At 71.2% G+C, this 17,228-nt stretch carries 18 protein-coding genes; 8 read left to right on the forward strand and 10 right to left on the reverse strand.

All coding sequences use genetic code 11. From position 1 onward, the window contains the following. Positions 1-546: 546 nt before the first annotated feature. The 3 genes from J2S44_RS23750 to J2S44_RS23760 all read right to left on the reverse strand — a co-directional run bounded on the left by J2S44_RS23750 (position 547) and on the right by J2S44_RS23760 (position 3,262). On the reverse strand, positions 547-1,500 hold the full coding sequence (locus J2S44_RS23750) for a zinc-binding dehydrogenase (protein WP_374727897.1): 954 nt from the start codon (positions 1,498-1,500) through the stop codon (positions 547-549). A 132-nt stretch (positions 1,501-1,632) separates the two neighbouring features. Beyond that, positions 1,633-2,772: an NAD(P)-dependent malic enzyme gene (locus J2S44_RS23755; protein ID WP_310417986.1), complete on the reverse strand. Its 1,140-nt coding sequence runs from the start codon at positions 2,770-2,772 to the stop codon at positions 1,633-1,635. Positions 2,773-2,965: 193 nt separating this feature from the next. Further along, positions 2,966-3,262 (reverse strand): S26 family signal peptidase, encoded by a 297-nt coding sequence (locus J2S44_RS23760; RefSeq protein WP_374727898.1) that lies wholly within the window; start codon positions 3,260-3,262, stop codon positions 2,966-2,968. An 87-nt stretch (positions 3,263-3,349) separates the two neighbouring features. On the opposite strand from J2S44_RS23760, the gene sodN reads away from it, so the two are divergent. Both sodN and J2S44_RS23770 read left to right on the forward strand, forming a co-directional pair. Further along, positions 3,350-3,754: a superoxide dismutase, Ni gene (sodN, locus tag J2S44_RS23765; protein WP_306834967.1), complete on the forward strand. Its 405-nt coding sequence runs from the start codon at positions 3,350-3,352 to the stop codon at positions 3,752-3,754. A gap of 154 nt (positions 3,755-3,908) precedes the next feature. Continuing rightward, positions 3,909-4,298, forward strand: a complete 390-nt coding sequence (locus J2S44_RS23770) for an ATP-binding protein (RefSeq protein ID WP_374728013.1) — start codon at positions 3,909-3,911, stop codon at positions 4,296-4,298. Positions 4,299-4,633: 335 nt separating this feature from the next. Here the strand turns inward: J2S44_RS23770 and J2S44_RS23775 are convergent, their stop codons facing one another. Next, positions 4,634-5,065 (reverse strand): hypothetical protein, encoded by a 432-nt coding sequence (locus J2S44_RS23775; RefSeq protein WP_310417993.1) that lies wholly within the window; start codon positions 5,063-5,065, stop codon positions 4,634-4,636. Between the two features lie 185 nt (positions 5,066-5,250). On the opposite strand from J2S44_RS23775, the gene J2S44_RS23780 reads away from it, so the two are divergent. The 5 genes from J2S44_RS23780 (at position 5,251) to J2S44_RS23800 (ending at position 7,038) form a co-directional block, all read left to right on the forward strand. Beyond that, the gene (locus tag J2S44_RS23780; protein WP_310417995.1) at positions 5,251-5,442 is read left to right on the forward strand and encodes a hypothetical protein; all 192 of its coding nucleotides are present in this window, start codon (positions 5,251-5,253) and stop codon (positions 5,440-5,442) included. Continuing rightward, positions 5,439-5,825 (forward strand): hypothetical protein, encoded by a 387-nt coding sequence (locus J2S44_RS23785; protein WP_310417998.1) that lies wholly within the window; start codon positions 5,439-5,441, stop codon positions 5,823-5,825. Before J2S44_RS23780 ends, J2S44_RS23785 begins: the two co-directional genes overlap by 4 nt. A 247-nt stretch (positions 5,826-6,072) precedes the next feature. Further along, positions 6,073-6,492, forward strand: a complete 420-nt coding sequence (locus J2S44_RS23790) for a DUF6941 family protein (RefSeq protein ID WP_310417999.1) — start codon at positions 6,073-6,075, stop codon at positions 6,490-6,492. 4 nt (positions 6,493-6,496) lie between these two features. Then, positions 6,497-6,718, forward strand: coding sequence for a DUF4258 domain-containing protein (locus J2S44_RS23795; protein WP_310418002.1), 222 nt, complete (start codon positions 6,497-6,499; stop codon positions 6,716-6,718). Beyond that, positions 6,715-7,038, forward strand: a complete 324-nt coding sequence (locus J2S44_RS23800; RefSeq protein ID WP_310418005.1) for a DUF2283 domain-containing protein — start codon at positions 6,715-6,717, stop codon at positions 7,036-7,038. Before J2S44_RS23795 ends, J2S44_RS23800 begins: the two co-directional genes overlap by 4 nt. Before the next feature lie 25 nt (positions 7,039-7,063). Here the strand turns inward: J2S44_RS23800 and J2S44_RS23805 are convergent, their stop codons facing one another. Next, complete coding sequence (locus J2S44_RS23805; protein ID WP_310418009.1) at positions 7,064-7,987, reverse strand: alpha/beta hydrolase family protein; 924 nt, start codon at positions 7,985-7,987, stop codon at positions 7,064-7,066. Positions 7,988-8,258: 271 nt separating this feature from the next. Continuing rightward, positions 8,259-9,179 (reverse strand): alpha/beta hydrolase family protein, encoded by a 921-nt coding sequence (locus J2S44_RS23810; RefSeq protein WP_445343974.1) that lies wholly within the window; start codon positions 9,177-9,179, stop codon positions 8,259-8,261. 229 nt (positions 9,180-9,408) lie between these two features. On the opposite strand from J2S44_RS23810, the gene J2S44_RS23815 reads away from it, so the two are divergent. After that, positions 9,409-9,591 carry a hypothetical protein gene (locus J2S44_RS23815; protein WP_310418014.1) on the forward strand — a complete coding sequence of 61 codons (183 nt, stop codon included), beginning with the start codon at positions 9,409-9,411 and terminating at the stop codon, positions 9,589-9,591. 7 nt (positions 9,592-9,598) lie between these two features. On the opposite strand, the gene J2S44_RS23820 is transcribed toward J2S44_RS23815, so the two are convergent. From J2S44_RS23820 to J2S44_RS23835, 4 genes are all read right to left on the reverse strand, one after another. Beyond that, a complete protein-coding gene (locus J2S44_RS23820) occupies positions 9,599-10,696 on the reverse strand; it encodes an acetate kinase (RefSeq protein WP_310418017.1) in 1,098 nt (365 codons plus the stop codon). Next, positions 10,693-12,780, reverse strand: a complete 2,088-nt coding sequence (gene pta, locus J2S44_RS23825; protein ID WP_310418020.1) for a phosphate acetyltransferase — start codon at positions 12,778-12,780, stop codon at positions 10,693-10,695. The genes J2S44_RS23820 and pta overlap by 4 nt, the downstream gene beginning before the upstream one ends. 80 nt (positions 12,781-12,860) lie before the next feature. Beyond that, positions 12,861-13,040: a DUF6104 family protein gene (locus J2S44_RS23830; protein ID WP_310418023.1), complete on the reverse strand. Its 180-nt coding sequence runs from the start codon at positions 13,038-13,040 to the stop codon at positions 12,861-12,863. 92 nt (positions 13,041-13,132) lie between these two features. Continuing rightward, positions 13,133-16,843, reverse strand: a complete 3,711-nt coding sequence (locus tag J2S44_RS23835) for a multifunctional oxoglutarate decarboxylase/oxoglutarate dehydrogenase thiamine pyrophosphate-binding subunit/dihydrolipoyllysine-residue succinyltransferase subunit (RefSeq protein WP_310418026.1) — start codon at positions 16,841-16,843, stop codon at positions 13,133-13,135. Between the last annotated feature and the right edge of the window lie 385 nt (positions 16,844-17,228).

A 17,228-nucleotide genomic window follows, 5' to 3' on the forward strand; every position in this document is an offset into this window, starting at 1 on the left:
ACCTGATATTGGGCGGGTACCCGCTTCCTAGCAGATTACACGCGTCGCGTCCGGGACTTCGCGAAACTGTACTTTCCGTTGCAGGCCAAGATACTCACCGTCAAGCTGGTACGGCCGCGGCCGGTCGTTGCCGGGCCGTGTTCGGGCAGGTCATGCAAGCTAAACGCCGGACGACCCCGGACGGTCGCGTGCTGCCGGAAAATCTGCCACCAAAGTGCATGAGTGGTCGGAGGCGCGTAACCGGCCGATCACCAGTCCCGCGCTATCCCCGAGATCAAATGGCGCATGTGGACTCACTGAAACCGGACGATCACCGTAATGGGCTTGCGTGCACGCGATCGACGCGATCCACGCCGCAATGCACCCGGTGGATCGTTCCCTCTCCGGCACGTCCCTAACCGTCGGAGAAGGCACCGATCATCGGCGCGCCGGAGTAGTCGCCCGACTACGGTGTGGCGCTTCTCCGGCCGGCTGTCCCGCCGCATGTCGGGTGACTCTCCGGTTAACTGCCGATTACGCGGCGCGGTTGCGGTCGCTCACGGTGCGTCAGCGCGTGTGGTCGAGAACGATCTTGCCGAACGCCTCGCCGGATGCCAGCCTCGCGAACGCGGCGCCGGCCTCGCCGAAGCCGAACACCGAGTCGACCACCGGCCGGACACCGGTCTCCGCGCAGAAGTCCAGCAGCGCGGCCAGCTCGTCCGGCGTGCCCATCGACGTACCCAGGATCTCCAGGCTCATCGCGAACACCCGGCGCAGGTTGACCCGGGGGAGATGGCCCGCGGTCGCGCCGGCGACCACGATCCGGGCGCCGAAGCCCGCGCACTTGAGCGAATGGTCGAACGTGGCCTCGCCGACCGTCTCGATGACCACGCCGACCCGCTCGGGCAGCCGCGCGCCGGGCTCCACCGCGGTCGCGCCGAGCGCGCCGATCCGCTCCCGCTTGCCCGGGTCGCGGCTGGTCGCGTAGACCCGCTTGCCCATCGCGGTCGCGAGCACCACGGCCGCGGTGGCCACGCCGCCGCCGGCGCCCTGCACCAGCACCGCGTCCGCCTCCGCGACCCGGCCGCGCGAGGTGAGCATCCGGTACGCCGTCAGCCACGCGGTCGGCATGCACGCCACGTCCTCGAACGTGAGCGCGGCCGGCTTCGGGACGAGGTTGGCCGCCGGCACCGCCACCCGGTCCGCGAGCGTGCCCTGATGGTGCTCGGAGAGGATGGAGAGGCCGCGCGGGTCGCCCGGCGTCGGGACGACCGGGTAGACGACCACCTCGCGGCCGTCCGGCGCGATCCCGGCCGCGTCACAGCCGAGGATCATCGGCAGCTGCCGCTCGGTCAGGCCGACGCCGCGCAGCGACCAGAGATCGTGGTGGTTGAGCGAGCTGGCCCGCACCTCCACGGTCACCCAGTCGTCGCCGGCGGGCGCCGGCTCGGGGCGCTCGCCGACCGTCAGGGCGGAGAGCGGGTCGGTCTCGTCGATCCTGGACGCGAACGCAGCACGCATGAAACGCACGTTAGCGCTTCCGTGGCCGGGCGGCCGGGCGTCGGCCACCGGCGTGGTCCCGGCGGCGGTGCGGATCGCCGCCGGGGCCGCGCCGGGCCGGTTCGCGGACCGGTCACCGGTCCGCGGCCGGTGTCAGACCGCCGCCGCCACGGCCGCCGCGACCGCCGGAGCCACCCGCGGGTCCAGAGCGGACGGCACGATCGCGTCCGCGGTCAGCGAGGAGGACACCACGCCCGCGATCGCGTCCGCGGCCGCCACCTTCATCGCGTCCGTGATCGTGCGGGCCCCCGCGTCCAGCGCGCCGCGGAACACGCCGGGGAACGCCAGCACGTTGTTGATCTGATTCGGATAGTCGGACCGGCCGGTCGCCACCACGGCCGCGTACCGCGCGGCGACGTCCGGATGCACCTCGGGCGTCGGGTTGGCGAGCGCGAAGACGATGCCGCCCGGCGCCATCCGGGCCACCGCGGACTCGTCGATCGTGCCGCCGGAGACGCCGATCAGCACGTCCGCGCCGTCCAGCGCGTTCTCGATCCCGCCGGTCAGCCGGACCCGGTTGGTCAGCGCCGCCAGCTCGTCCTTGGCGCCGCCCAGCCCGGCCCGCCCGCGGTGCAGGATGCCCTTGGAGTCGCAGACCACCACGCGGTCCGCGCGCACGCCGCCGGCGATCAGCATCTTGGTGACCGCGACACCGGCCGCGCCCGCACCGCTGATCACCACGCGCAGGTCGCCGAGGTCGCGGCCGAGCAGCGTGGCCGCGTTGCGCAGCGCCGCGAGCGTGACGATCGCGGTGCCGTGCTGGTCGTCGTGGAAGACGGGGATCGGCAGCGCCTCGTCCAGCCGGCGCTCGATCTCGAAGCAGCGCGGCGCGCTGATGTCCTCCAGGTTGATGCCGCCGAACGACGGGGCCAGCGCGGTCACCACGCGGACGATCTCGTCGACGTCCTGGGTGTCCAGGCAGATCGGCACCGCGTCCACGCCGCCGAACTGTTTGAAGAGGACCGCCTTGCCCTCCATCACCGGCATGGCGGCGCGCGGCCCGATGTTGCCGAGCCCGAGCACGGCGGAACCGTCGGTGACCACCGCGACCGCGTTACCGGTCCAGGTGTACTCGACGGCCAGCTCGGGCCGTTCCGCGATGGCCTCGCAGACGCGGGCCACGCCGGGGGTGTACGCGAGCGACAGATCCTCGCGGCTGCTCAGCGGCACCGTCGACGCGACGGCCATCTTGCCGCCGCGGTGCAGCTCGAAGACGGGATCAGCGGATGTCATTGGGGACTCCACTCCGTGACTGAGAACGCCCGGCGCGCAAAAGCGGCCGAGCAGGAGAAAGACATGCTCAGCCGGAAGCAGGCCGTGGTCAGCGCTGACCGGCGGAGTGCACGGGGGTCACCCGGTGTAGCGGCCGAGCATAGTGCCCGGCGTGCACCCCACGGGTGAGTGGGGTCGAACTCGACAGTAACGGTCAGCGGCCCAGAAACCCGGGCTTCGGCCAGTATCGAAATGTCACACGACCGCGCACATCGGCCACACCGTACGCCCGGGAGTCGTCTGTGATCAGGGCATTGTCGCCCTCCAACCACCAACCTCCGTCCTGTTCCCGCACGGCCCGCTTGACGACGAGCAGCCCGGGCCGGGACCGGAACTCGGCCACCACCACGTCACCGGGCCGGATCCGGGCCCGCTCCCACACCAGCACCGCGTCGCCGTGACGCAGCGTCGGCACCATCGACGGCCCGTGCACCAGTACCGGCAGGATCACGCGTTTCACCTCTCTCGGTCGGGGCACGAATGCCAGGAGTAGTGTTCCCGCTGAGGATCATCGCAACTGCTCATCGGAGGATTCCTGATGCGACTCCCGCGCATGTTTACTCCTCGTACCGTTGCCAGCGCCCACTGCGATCTGCCGTGCGGCATCTACGACCCGGCTCAGGCCCGCATCGAGGCGGAGTCGGTCAAGGCGATCTGCGAGAAGTACCAGGCCAACCAGGACCCGGAGTTCCGCACCCGGGCCCTGATCATCAAGGAGCAGCGCTCCGAGCTGGTCAAGCACCACCTGTGGGTGCTGTGGACCGACTACTTCAAGCCGCCGCACTTCGAGAAGTACCCGCAGCTGCACAGCCTCTTCAACGAGGCCACCAAGCTCGCGGGCGCCGCCGGCGCCAAGGGCTCGGCCGACCCGGCCAAGGCCGAGGAGCTGCTCGGCAAGATCGAGGAGATCTCCAAGATCTTCTGGGAGACCAAGCAGGCCTGACGGCCCGCCGTCCCGGCCGGTGCACCCGTCGCGGTGCGCCGGCCGGTTTGCCGCACCGGACCGCTGGAAATACCACACCGACACGTTGCACCTCACGGGCGGCGGAAGCGGTAGAGTCGCCGATCGGGGGGATGGCCCGGTGACTGATCTGACGATGGAGCCCACGACGGACGATGACGTCGTGCTGCTCACGGTGCCCGCCGACGGCGGCTACCTCAGCGTGCTGCGCACCGCGACGGCCGGCCTCGCGGCCCGCCTGCACTTCGCGCTCGACGAGATCGAGGACCTGCGCATCGCCGTCGACGAGGCCTGCGCCATGCTGCTCGCGATCGCCCCGCGCGGCGCCGACCTCGAGTGCCGCTTCTCGGTGACCGACGACGCGCTCACGGTCCAGGTCAGCGTCCCGACGGTCCGCGGCGCCACCCTCCCGTCGGAGTCCAGCTTCGCCTGGAAGGTCCTGACCGCCCTGACCACCGCCGCCTCCGCCGGCGCGGCCAACGGCAAGGCCACCATCACCCTGCTGACCCGCCGCACCGGCTTCTGAGCCGCGCCCGGTCGCTTCCGGCCGCCTGACCCGCTCCCGGCGTGACGCACGTGCACGGCCCCGAGACGTCTCTTCCCGCTTCCGGCGTGGTACGTCCCCTGCTCCTGAGGGCAGCCGCATCGGCCACGGGGACGAGACCAAAACCTTGATCTTCCCGCTTCCGGCGTGGTGCGGCCCGCATGCTCCCGCGGGCCAACCGCGCGGTGGCCTCCGGCTCCGCCGGCGCTCCGCTCCGGCCGCCGCGTCGGAGCCGGTTTCCCGGTGGGCACCGAGACCCGCGCGACCGCCGCGCCGGTCGCCTCGGGCCACGCGCGGCCGGATGACGCGGACGCGGATCAGGCCGCGTCGTCCTCCTGCGGCCCGTAGCCCAGTGCGCGGGTGGACGGTGGCGCCAGGATCAGGCCGATCACCGCGATCCCCAGCACGATCAGCGTGATCCCCAGCCACGCCAAACCGCCCTCGATCATGTAGTAGCCGATCGCCAGCAGCATCAGCTGCACCACGATCCCGGGCGCGCGCGCACCACCCCGGTGGTTCCCCAGCGCCCGCGCGACCGCGTAGATCGCCGCGGACGCCAGCACCGTGAACACCGTGAGGCTCAGCGCCACCCCGAGGTCGGTCGGCGTCGAGGTGATGTCCTTGAAGACCAGGAAGATCGCGATCGCCCCGACCACCACCGCCTGCGCCTTCAGCAGCAACACCGCCGCCTTCAGCGTCAGCGGCGAGACGACGGGCGGGGCCGCGGGGGAAGCGGACTCAGTGCTCACCACACGTACGATACCGGCCCCACGGCCCCACCCCTGCGTCCGCACATAATCGACTATGTTGGTATCGACGGTTCCTACTACCTCCGGAGTGATTCATGCCAGTGCCTGTCGATCCGCATCCGGCGAAGCGGTCGTCGCCGCCGGTGAGCCCCGCCGATCCGCCGGGGCGGGGTTACCCTGATCCCATGGCCACTCCCGCGGAGCCGGAGCCCGCCGCCGGCGACTTCGATCTGTTCGCCGCCGCGGGGATCACCGTGACCGAGGAGGGCAAGCGGCGTGCTCGGGAGCGTCGCCTGGCCGTCGAGCGGGAGTGGACCCGGGAGAAGCGGGATGCGCTGCGCCGGCGGCTCGGTCTGCCGCCACGGGGTGCCGAATGACCGACCGCCCGATACGGATCCTGCTGGACGCCTCCGCGATCGACGCGTTCTGTCGCGGCTCCGTGCACGTCGGTGAGCCCATGTCGGAGGTGTTCGGCGAGGGCGCCGTCGTGGGGCTGCCGCTGCTCTGTCTCGTCGAGTCCCATCGGCTCGTCGCCGATGCGGACCTGCTTCATCACCTGGTCACGCGCGAATCCACGGTGATCCTCGCCCCGGCCGTGGGGGAGTGGCGTGACCTGGCGGCCTACACCGACGTCATCGGCCGGCGGGATGCGGCCTCCGCCGCGCACGCGGCTGTCGACCTCGCCGCGAGTCTGCTCACCACCCGGCCCGATCTGTACAGCAACCTTCCCGGCGGCGGGCCGATCATCTCGGCGGCGTAACCGGAACGTCGCCTCGGGTGGCTCGGGGCGGCCGGTCGGGGTCCGCGGAGGCGGTGGTGGAGTCGTCGCCGGCCGGGCCACGCGTGGTCCCGGATGTCCGTACTCCACCCCCGGCACCACTTTTGATACCGCCGTTTCGTGGCCCGACATAATCGACTATGTTGTGCCGATGAGTAGCCGCCCGAGGTGACGGTGTCGTCGCCTCGGGGCGGTGCGGCCGCCGGCGGAACGACTGAAAGGGCTCATCGTGCCGGAACTGGACTTTCTGATGCTGTGCGACCACGTCCGCGCGGAGGGGGCCATCGTCCACCTGGTCGCCGCCGGCATCGACCGGATCTACGTCGAGCAGCTGCCCGGGGTCGTGCCGATCGGGATCGCCGCCCGGGTGACCTTCGCCGACGCGGCGGCGCCGGTGGGTGCCCTGCCCCGCGCCGACCTGGACTTCCAGGGGCCGGACGACCGCACGATCGTCAGCTTCCGCGGGGTGTCCTCGGTCCGCAGCGTCGGTGCCGACGCGTACCCGGATCTGCTGCGCGCCATCCTGGCCGCCAACATCGCGCTTCCCCTGCAGGACTTCGGCCGGCACCGACTGAGATTCCTCGTCGGTGGTGTCCTGCTCAAGACCGTCCCGTTCGTGGTCGTCGATCAGCCTCCGGAAAGGGCGTGACGCCGTGCCAGTCGAATTCACCGCACACGCGCTACGGCGGATGTGGCAGCGCGACGTCCTGGTCGAGGACGTGGAGAAGGCGCTCCGGAACCCGATCGATCGTGCGCCCGGCAGGCTGGGCACCGTCTGGATCCGGGGCTACGGGGGAATGGGGCAGGAACTCAGGGTGTGCGTCCGGGCGACGAACGAGGACTTCGTGATCACGGCCGCCTGGGTGAACCGGTGAGGGGCGTGGGCGCGATGGCGATCAGCACCGTGTACGACCAGGAAGCCGACGCGGTCTACGTGACCCTCGCGGGCGGCGCGTCGGTGCGCACCGTGGAGTTCGATCCGGGCACCCTCGTCGACGTGGACGCCGCGGGCAACCCGGTCGGCGTCGAGGTTCTCCACCCCCGTCGGGAGTGGCCGCTCGCGGCGATCGGCGAGCGGTTCGACCTCGACCCGCGCACCCTCCACGCGCTGGCCTCGGTCGCGGACGGCCTTCGTCGTCCCCTGCGCATCAGCCACAGCTTCTACGCACTCGACATGGCCCTCACCAGGCGCTGAAACGGGGCGACGCCCGGTCGCGGTCCTAGAGCCGGTCGTCGAACTCGGCGATGTCGCCGCCGGACGCGGCCGCCTCGGCGATGCGGTCCCGGGCGCCCTCGTCGCCGTAGAGCGACCAGCGGAGGAACTCGGTCGTGGTGGCGGCCAGCAGCTCGAAGGCGTCGCCCCGGGACAGCGCGCCGACATGGTCGCCCTCCGGCAGCGTGAGCAGCGCCTTCGGCCAGGGGACCGCGTCGTAGGCGGACCTGCCCGACGAGTACGGCACGACCTGGTCCAGCTCGCCGTGCACGAACAGCATCGGCGTCTCCTTGCCGGAGAAGCCGGTCCCGACGCCGAGCGTGCTGCCGGCCAGCACGATGCCGGCGTCCAGGCGGGTGTCCCGGCCGCGGGTGAACTCGCCGATCGTGGTGATCCCACCGGCGGAGTGCCCGGCGGCACCGACCCGGTCGGTGAGCAGCCGGCCGGCGAAGCGGTCGCCGTCCTCCTCGTTCAGCGCCAGCACCGCGGTCAGCACGTGCGCCGCGTCGGCCGGCTGGTTGAGCACGTCCAGCGCGTTCTGCTGGCTGCCGGCCGTCGTGTTCGGGTAGGCCGGCGCGGCCACCACGAACCCGGCCGCCGCCCAGCTCGTCAGCAGCTCGCGATAGTCGGCCGGCTTGCCGCCCAGCCCATGACTGAAGATCACGACCGGGAACTCGCCGGTCTCCGACTCCGGGTACCACACCGTGGTCGGCAGCTCCCGCTCACCGCGCGCCAGCCGGAGCGTGCGCTGCCCCACCTCGAACGACTCCGCCGGTGCCACGCCGGGCGGTGGCGGCCCCGCGTCCGCCGGCGTCGGCTCGGCCACGGCCGGCCGCGCCGGACCCGCCCCGCCACCGAGGTCGACGGCACAACCCGCGGGCAGCAGCATCAGCGGTACGACGAGAGCAAGCACATCACGACGGCGGCGCACCCGCCCGATTGTGCCCGCGCGACCCCCTGATCGACCACCGTGCCCCCGCCCGGGAAGTCCGCCGCTCGGCCCGAGGCGACCGGCGCGGCGGTCGCGCGGGTCTCGGTGCCCACCGGGAAACCGGCTCCGACGCGGCGGCCGGAGCGGAGCGCCGGCGGAGCCGGAGGCCACCGCGCGGTTGGCCCGCGGGAGCATGCGGGCCGCACCACGCCGGAAGCGGGAAGATCAAAGATTTTGGTCTCGTCTCCCGGCTCGGAAGCGGGTCTGGTTGTCAGATCTTGCCGGTGATGGTGGAGACGCCGGCCAGGGTGGCGTCGACGGGGAGGCGGGCGCGGGCGCCGCGGTCGCCGTAGAGCGTCCAGCGGAGGAAGTCGGTCATCGTGTTGTTGGCCTCCGCGAAGCCGCGGTTGCCGGGGGTCAGGTACTCGCCGTGGCCCTGGCCGGCGAGCGTGACGAACGCCTTGGGCCACGGCACGCGGTCGTAGGCGGCGCGCGCGACGTAAGGGGCGACGACCGGGTCGGCGCCGCCGTGCACGAAGAGCATGGCGGCCTCCGGGCCGGCGAACGTGCCGGGGAGCCCGCCGCCGGCGATCACGATGCCGGCCCGCAGGCGCGGGTCGTGGCCCTCGATGAACAGGCCCGCGGTGGTGAATCCGCCGGCGGAGTGGCCCGCGGCCGCGACGTGGCCGACGTCGAGGCGGCCCTTGAACATGTCGCCGCGCAGCGCGTTGCGCGCGACCAGGTCCTGGAGCACGAGTTCCGCGTCGCCGGGCTGGTTGCGGACGTCCCAGCGCTGGAAGTTCGTGGTGCGCGCGTGGGTGAACGGGTACGCCGGGGCGGCGACCACGAACCCGGCGGCGGCCCAGCGGGTGAGCAGCGCGGTGAAGTGCTGCGGCGAGCCCTTGAGGCCGTGGCTGAACAGCACGATCGGGAAGCGGCCGGCGGCCGGGCGGGCGTCCTTGCGGATGCGCTGCTCACCCTTGCGGCCGTCGGCCGGGTACCAGACCGTGGTGGGCAGCGGGCGGTCCGGGCCGCGTGTCAGGTCGAGCGTGCGGACACCGACCGGGTACGGTGTGACGGGCGCCACGCCCGCGGCCCGGCTCAGCGCCTCCGGCGCGGCGGCCTGCGCGGCCTGGCAGGCGGAGAGCGCGATCAGCAGGGCGGCGGCGAGCAGCACACGCGCGCTCCGCATCGTCATGTCTGGAACGGTAGGGGCGCCGCCGGTCATCGACCCTGGCCGAACGGTTGGTTCTGTTAAGGCCGCGCAGATACATTACCTTCGGTTTCTAGACCATCACTCTGCGTGTCAGACTTTGACGTACCTCGATGGAAATGTGCCCCATGGGGTGCTTTTTCGGGCCACGTGTCGGCTAGGCGTACGGCTATGCGTGAATGTCGTAGCGCTTCGCTATCGTCGGGGCATGGCAGATGAGTACGAGGACCCGAGCGGCAGCACCATGGCGTTCCGGGCCTACATGAACCGTCAGGAGCAGGAGCAGCAGGCCGCGGCGGCTCCCGCCAAGTCGAGCAACCTCCCGCTGATCATCGGCGGGGTGGTGGCGGCGGTCGCCGTCGTGGCGGTCGTGCTCTTCTTCGTTCTGTAGTTCCCGGTCAGCCGCCGAGAACGGCGCGGGCCTGCGTGGCGATCTCGAGTTCCTCGTCGGTCGGCACCACGCACACCACCACCCGCGACCCCTCGGTGGAGACGATCCGTTCGCCGCGCTCCGGCGCGGCGTTCCGGTCCGCGTCCACCTCGATGCCGAGCCCGGTCAGCCCGGCCAGCGCGGCCGCGCGCACCGTCGGCGAGTTCTCGCCGACGCCCGCGGTGAACGTGATCGCGTCCACCCGGCCCAGCACCGCGTAGTACGCGCCCACCAGCTCCTTGATCCGTCGCGTGTAGACGTCGAACGCGAGCGTGGCCGCCTCGTCGCCGCTCGCCCGGCGCGACTCGACCTCCCGCATGTCGCTGACGCCGGCCAGGCCGCGCATGCCGCTCCGCTTGTTCAGCAGCTCGTCGATCTCGTCCAGCGACATGCCGCCGACCCGGTGCAGGTGGAAGATGATCGCCGGGTCCAGGCTGCCGCTGCGCGTGCCCATCACCAGGCCCTCCAGCGGGGACAGGCCCATCGAGGTGGCGACGCTGCGGCCGCCCTCGACCGCGGCCGCGCTGGCGCCGTTGCCGAGGTGCAGCGTGATCACGTTGGTCTGCCCGGCGTCCCGGCCGAGCAGCGCGGCGGTGCGGCGTGCGACGTAGGCGTGCGAGGTGCCGTGGAAGCCGTACCGGCGGACCCGGTTCTTCCGCGCGGTCTCCGCGTCGATCGCGTAGGTGGCGGCCTCCGGCGGCAGCGTGCTGTGGAACGCGGTGTCGAAGACCGCGACCTGCGGCACGTCCGGCAGCAGTTTGCGCGCGGTCTCGATGCCGGCCAGGTTCGCCGGGTTGTGCAGCGGCGCCAGCGGGATCAACCGCTCGATCGTGCGCACCACGTCGTCGTCGATCAGCGTGGGTTCGGTGAAGTCCGGGCCGCCGTGCACGACGCGGTGCCCGACCGCGTCGAGGTTCCGCAGGTCGAGCTCCCGCAGGACGTCCCGCAGCGCGGCCTGGTGATCGTCGACCTCCTCCACCAGCCCCTTGGTGACCGTGTCCGTGCCGTCGAAGAGGCGGTACTTCAGCGAGGAGGATCCGGTGTTGAGCACCAGTACGCGGGTCACTTCGACTCTCCGGCGGCCTGGATCGCGGTGATCGCGACCGTGTTGACGATGTCCTTGACGGTGGCGCCCCGGGAGAGGTCGTTCACCGGGCGGCGCAGCGCCTGCATGACCGGGCCGACCGCGACCGCGTTCGCCGAGCGCTGGACCGCCTTGTACGTGTTGTTGCCGGTGTTCAGGTCCGGGAAGACGAACACCGTGGCCCGGCCCGCGACCGCGCTGTCCGGCAGCTTCGTGGCGGCCACGCCCGGGTCGATCGCGGCGTCGTACTGGATCGGGCCCTCCACCGGCAGGTCCGGGCGGCGCTCGCGGACGATCCGGGTGGCGGCCGCGACCTTCTCCACGTCCGCGCCCGCGCCGGACGTGCCGGTCGAGTAGGAGAGCATCGCCACCCGCGGCTCGATGCCGAACCGCGCCGCGGTCTCCGCGGAGGAGAGCGCGATGTCGGCGAGCTGCTCCGCGTTCGGGTCCGGGTTGACCGCGCAGTCGCCGTAGACCAGCACCCGGTCGGCGAGCAGCATGAAGAACACGCTGGACGCCACGGAGACGCCCGGCACGGTCTTGATGATCTCGAACGCCGGGCGGATCGTGGCCGCGGTGGTGTGCGTGGCACCGGAGACCATGCCGTCCGCACGGCCGGTGTGCACCATCATCGTGCCGAAGTAGCTGACGTCCCGGACCACGTCCCGGGCCAGCTCCAACGTCATCGCGCGGTGCTTGCGGATCTCCGCGTACGTCTCGGCGAACTCCTCGGCCCACTCGCTGGCGGCCGGGTCGACCAGCTCGGCGCCGCCGATCTCCAGGCCCAGCTCGCGCGCCTTGCGGGTGATCTCGTCCGGGTCGCCGAGCAGCGTCAGGTCGGCCACGCCGCGGCGCAGCAGGATCTCCGTCGCGCGCAGGATGCGCTCCTCGGTGCCCTCCGGGAGCACCAGCCTTCTCCGGTCGGCGCGGGCGCGGTCGATCAGGTCGTACTCGAACATCATCGGGGTGACCCGGGCGCTGCGCGTGACGTCCAGCCGGCGGACCAGCTCGTCCGTGTCCACAGCGGACTCGAACGCGCCGATCGCGGTCTGGACCTTGCGCGGGTTGCGGCCGTTCAGGCCCGCCTCGATCCGGCTGGCGGCCGCGATCGTGTGGTAGCTGTCGGTCTTCACGGACAGCACGGCCAGGCCGCTGTGCAGGTTCTCGATCAGCCGCGCGACCCGGGCGTCCGGGCGCTCGCCGAGCGTCAGCACCAGGCCGGCCACCGAGACCTCGCCGGCCGCGTGCGCCGCGGCCGCGGCCACCAGCAGGTCGGCCCGGTCCCCAGGAGTGATCATCAGGCAGCCGTCGGTCAAATGATCAAGCAGCACCGGTACGTGGGCCGCGCCGACCACCAGATCGAGCACGTCCCGGTCGAGCGCCCTCGCGTCGCCGCTGAGCACCTCCGCGCCGAGCGCCTCGGCCAGCTCCGCCACGGTCGGCGCGGAGATCGTCGGCACCTCGGGGATCACGTACGTGGGGACGGTCTGGTCCGCCGGCGCGGGCGTGCCCGGCGGCACCCGGTTCGCGATCACCGCGAGCACGGTGGCGCCCAGGTCCTGCACGCTGTGGTACGCGCCGCGCGCGGCGGAGGCGACCTCGTCCGCGTCCGCGTCCCGGCCGTCGACGACCGGGATCACCACGCTGCCGAACTCGGTCGCGAGCCGCACGTTGAACGCGAACTCGCGGGGCAGGCCCGGGCCCGGCTCGCCGTTGTCGTCGAAGTCGCTGCCGATCACCACGACCGCGTCGAAGTGCCGCTCCAGCGCGCGGTAGCGGTCGACCACGCGCGAGATCAGCTCCTCGCGGTGGCCGGCCGCCACCATCGCCGAGGCCTCCGCGAACGTGGTGCCGAACAGCTCCTCGTACGGCCGGTCTATCCGGTACCGCTCACGCAGCAGCGCGAGCATCGGGTCGGCCTCACCCCGGGTCGCCACCAGCGGCCGGAACACGCCGACCCGCGGCGTCTGCCGGGAGAGGAGCTCGGCCAGGCCGAGCGCGATCGTTGACTTTCCGCCGCCGGGTCCGAGCCCGGCAATGTAGACGCTTCGCCCCACGAGGCTCAACCTACCCGTGGTGACCGGGGGAACACCCAGGTCTTTGTACCTTGATCAACGTCACGCGGGACGTTGATCACCTCGGCGGATCATTCGTCGTCCGGATCATCCAGCCGGGCGAGCCAGGTGGCGAGGCGCTCGATCGGGGTCTCGAACTCCGGGTTGAGGTCGACGAAGTCGCGCAGCCGCTCGGCGACCCACTCGATCGTGACCTGCTCCTCGCCGCGGCGCTCGGTCAGCTCCTCGATGCCGCGATCGGTGAAGTACATGCTGTTTCTGCTCCTCAGACGGGTGCTCCCCGCCACCCGAGGTTCCGGGTGGCGGGGAGCGGTGCTCATGCGGTCCTACGGTTCCTACGGTCCTACGGGCGGGGCAGGGACGCCTCGATGAGCGCGGCCTGCTCGGCCTCGTGCAGCTTCGCCGAGCCGACCGCCGGCGCGGCCGCGGCCGGGCGGGAGATGCGGCGCAGACGCAGCCCGTCGAGGTGCTCCAGCAGGTTGAGCGCGATGAAGCTCCACGCGCCCTGGTTGGCCGGCTCCTCCTGGACCCAGGCGAAGTCCTCCGCGTTCGGGTACTTCGCCAGCTCGGCCTTCAGCTCCTCGACGGGCAGCGGGTAGAGCTGCTCCATCCGGACGATGGCCGTGTCGGTGATCTTCCGCTCCGCCCGCGCCTGGAACAGGTCGTAGTAGACCTTGCCGCTGCAGAACAGCACGCGCTTCACGGCCGACGCGTCCGGGATGCCGGCGTCGCCGATCACGGTCTGGAACGTGCCGTTGGTGAAGTCCGCGACGGACGACACGCACAGCTTGTGGCGCAGCAGCGACTTCGGCGTGAAGACGATCAGCGGCTTCCGCTTCGGCGACAGCGCCTGGCGGCGCAGCAGGTGGAAGTGGTTCGCCGGGGTGGTCGGGTTCGCCACCCGGATGTTGTCCTCCGCGGCGAGCTGCAGCCAGCGCTCCGGGCGGCCGGACGTGTGGTCCGGGCCCTGACCCTCGTGGCCGTGCGGCAGCAGCAGCGTCACCGCGGACTGCTGACCCCACTTGACCTCACCGGACGAGATGAACTCGTCCGCGATCGACTGGGCGCCGTTCGCGAAGTCACCGAACTGGGCCTCCCAGAGGACCAGCGCCTCGGTGTTCTCCACCGAGTAGCCGTACTCGAAGCCCATCGCCGCGTACTCCGACAGCAGCGAGTCGTGCGCGAAGAACCGCGCCTGACCGGCCGCGAGCTGGCTGATCGGCAGGAAGTCCGCGCCGGTGCGGCCGTCGACCACGGCCGCGTGCCGCTGCACGAACGTGCCGCGCCGCGAGTCCTGGCCGGAGAGACGCACCGTCACGCCCTGGTTGAGCAGCGAGCCGAACGCGATGATCTCGCCGAAGCCCCAGTCGATGTTGCCCTCGCGGGCCATCTTCGCGCGGCGGTCGAGCAGCTGCTGGACCCGCTTGTGCGGCGTGAAGCCCTCCGGCAGCTCGATGTGCGCCTGACCGATCCGGGCCACGGTCTCCGCGTCGATCGCGGTCTCCACCACCGGCTCCGGCTCCGGCACGGCGGCCCGGGCCCGCCGGCCGGACGACGACGTGTTCGCGTCGCGGGTGGCCTTGAAGACCTGCTCCAGCTGGCCCTGGTAGTCGCGCAGCTGCTCCTCCGCGTCCGCGACCGTGATGTCGCCGCGACCGATCAGCTCCTCGGTGTACGCCTTCCGGACGCTGCGCTTGTTGTCGATGATCGCGTACATCAGCGGGTTGGTCATCGACGGGTCGTCGCCCTCGTTGTGACCGCGGCGCCGGTAGCAGACCAGGTCGATCACCACGTCCTTGTTGAACGTCTGGCGGTACTCGAAGGCCAGCCGCGCGACCCGGACCACGGCCTCGGGGTCGTCGCCGTTCACGTGGAAGATCGGGGCCTGGATCATCCGGGCCACGTCCGTGCTGTAGAGCGAGGACCGGCTGTACTCCGGCGCGGTGGTGAAGCCGACCTGGTTGTTGACGACCACGTGCACGGTGCCACCGGTACGGTAACCGCGCAGCTGGGAGAGGTTCAGCGTCTCCGCGACCACGCCCTGGCCGGCGAACGCGGCGTCGCCGTGCACCATCAGCGGCAGGACCGTGTAGCCCTCCAGGCCGAGGTTGAGCCGGTCCTGCTTGGCGCGGACGATGCCCTCCAGGACCGGGTCGACGGCCTCCAGGTGCGACGGGTTCGCCGTGACGCTGACCGTGGTGCCGTACTCGCCGTCCGGCGTGGTGAACTTGCCGGTCATGCCCAGGTGGTACTTCACGTCGCCGGAGCCGTGCGCCGACTTCGGGTCGAGGTGGCCCTCGAACTCGGAGAAGATCTTCTCGTACGGCTTGCCGACGATGTTGGCCAGCACGTTCAGCCGGCCGCGGTGGGCCATGCCGATCACGACCTCGTCCAGCTGGCTCTCCGCGGAGGCCTGCAGGACCTCGTCGAGCAGCGGGATCAGCGACTCGCCGCCCTCCAGCGAGAACCGCTTCTGACCGACGAACTTCGTCTGCAGGAACGTCTCGAACGCCTCGGCCGCGTTCAGCCGGTTGAGGATGTGCTTCTGCTCCTCCGGCGACGGCTTCTCGTACTTGATCTCGATGCGGTCCTGGATCCAGCGGCGCTCCTCCGGGTCCATGATGTGCATGTACTCGATGCCGACGCGGCGGCAGTACGAGTCGCGCAGCACGCCCAGCACGTCGCGGAGCTTCATCTTCTGCTTGCCCGCGAAGCCGCCGACCGGGAACGTGCGGTCCAGGTCCCACAGCGTCAGGCCGTGCTCCAGCACGTCGAGGTCCGGGTGCCGGCGGATCTCGAACTCCAGCGGATCGGTGTCCGCCATCAGGTGACCGCGCACCCGGTACGCGTGGATCAGCTCGACGACGCGCGCGGCCTTGTCGATCTGGCCCTCGGACGTGCGGGCGACGTCGCGGACCCAGCGGACCGGCTCGTACGGCACGCGCAGTGCCGTGAAGATCTCGTCGTAGAAGCCGTGCTCACCGAGCAGCAGCTCGTGCATGACCTTGAGGAACTCGCCGGACTGCGCACCCTGGATGATCCGGTGGTCGTAGGTGCTGGTCAGCGTGATGACCTTGCTGACGCCCAGGTCGGTGAGGGTCTCATCGGACATTCCGGCGTACGGCGCGGGGTACTCCATCGCGCCGACGCCGATGATCGCGCCCTGGCCCACGGTCAGCCGCGGCATGGAGTGCACGGTGCCGATGCCGCCCGGGTTGGTCAGCGAGACGGTGGCGCCGGAGTGGTCCTCCATCGTCAGCTCGTTGCGGCGGGCGCGACGGACGATCTCCTCGTAGGCCTGCCAGAAGCCGCGGAAGTCCAGGTTCTCGCAGCCCTTGACGCTCGGCACCACCAGCGAACGGGAGCCGTCCGGCTTGGCCAGGTCGATCGCGATGCCGAGGTTGACGTGCTCCGGCGTGACGATCGTGGGCTTGCCGTTGGTCTCGACGTAGTGGTTGTTCATCTCCGGGTGCAGCGCCAGCGCCTTGACCAGCGCGTAGCCGATCAGGTGCGTGAAGCTGACCTTGCCGCCCCGGCCGCGCGCGAGGTGGTTGTTGATCACGATGCGGTTGTCCACCAGCAGCTTCGCCGGGACCGCGCGGACGCTGGTGGCGGTCGGGACCGCCAGCGACGCCTCCATGTTCTGCACGATCTTGGCGGCGATGCCGCGCAGCGGTGCGGTGCCGGGCGTGACCTTGACCGGCTCCTTCTTCGGCTTCGCCTTCGCCGCGGGTGCCGGTGCGGCGGCGGGCTTCGGCTGCGGCTTCGCGGCCGGCTTGGCCGGGGCGGCGGCCTTGGCCGCGTCCTTCCCGGCCGCGGGTGCGTCGGTGCCGGCGCGGGCGGCCGACGAGGCTCCGGCGGCCGCGGTGGCCTCCGTCGGCGTCGCGATCGAACCAGCATCCGCCGTCGGCTTGTAATCAGCGAAGAAGTCGTGCCACGCGGAATCCACGCTCGTCGGATCGGCGAGGTACCGCTGGTACATCTCTTCGACGATCCACTCATTGGGGCCGAAGCCCGCCAGAGGATTGTCCTGCGAAGTTTGCTGGGTCGACACGGCCGGTATCGCCTCTTTCAGAGCGGTTTGTCTGTGTCGCGGTAGGTGACAGGCATTCGTTGACTGCCGCGAGCTGACGTGGGGTCAGACTTCGGTTTCCAGGCTACGCCGTGTGATTCGACGTCTTGTCGCCGACATCCGTCCGTGTCGAGATTCACAGCATTAGGGTCTTTCGGCCCTCCATGCACGTTCGGTTGTGTCCGGGCGGTTCATGTGCCTGAGGGGCCTGCTCAGCACGCTTTTCCGGTCCGCGGACGGTTTGCCCGGCAGATTTCCGGCCCGCCTCCCGAGTCATGACGCAGAGTCACGCCCAGGGGTGATCGTGCTTGCGTGCATCGTTCATGTGCTTGACACCGGGAGCGGGGAAGACCGACACGCCGCTGAG

Source organism: Catenuloplanes niger, from assembly GCF_031458255.1.
Classification (GTDB): Bacteria; Actinomycetota; Actinomycetes; order Mycobacteriales; family Micromonosporaceae; genus Catenuloplanes; species Catenuloplanes niger.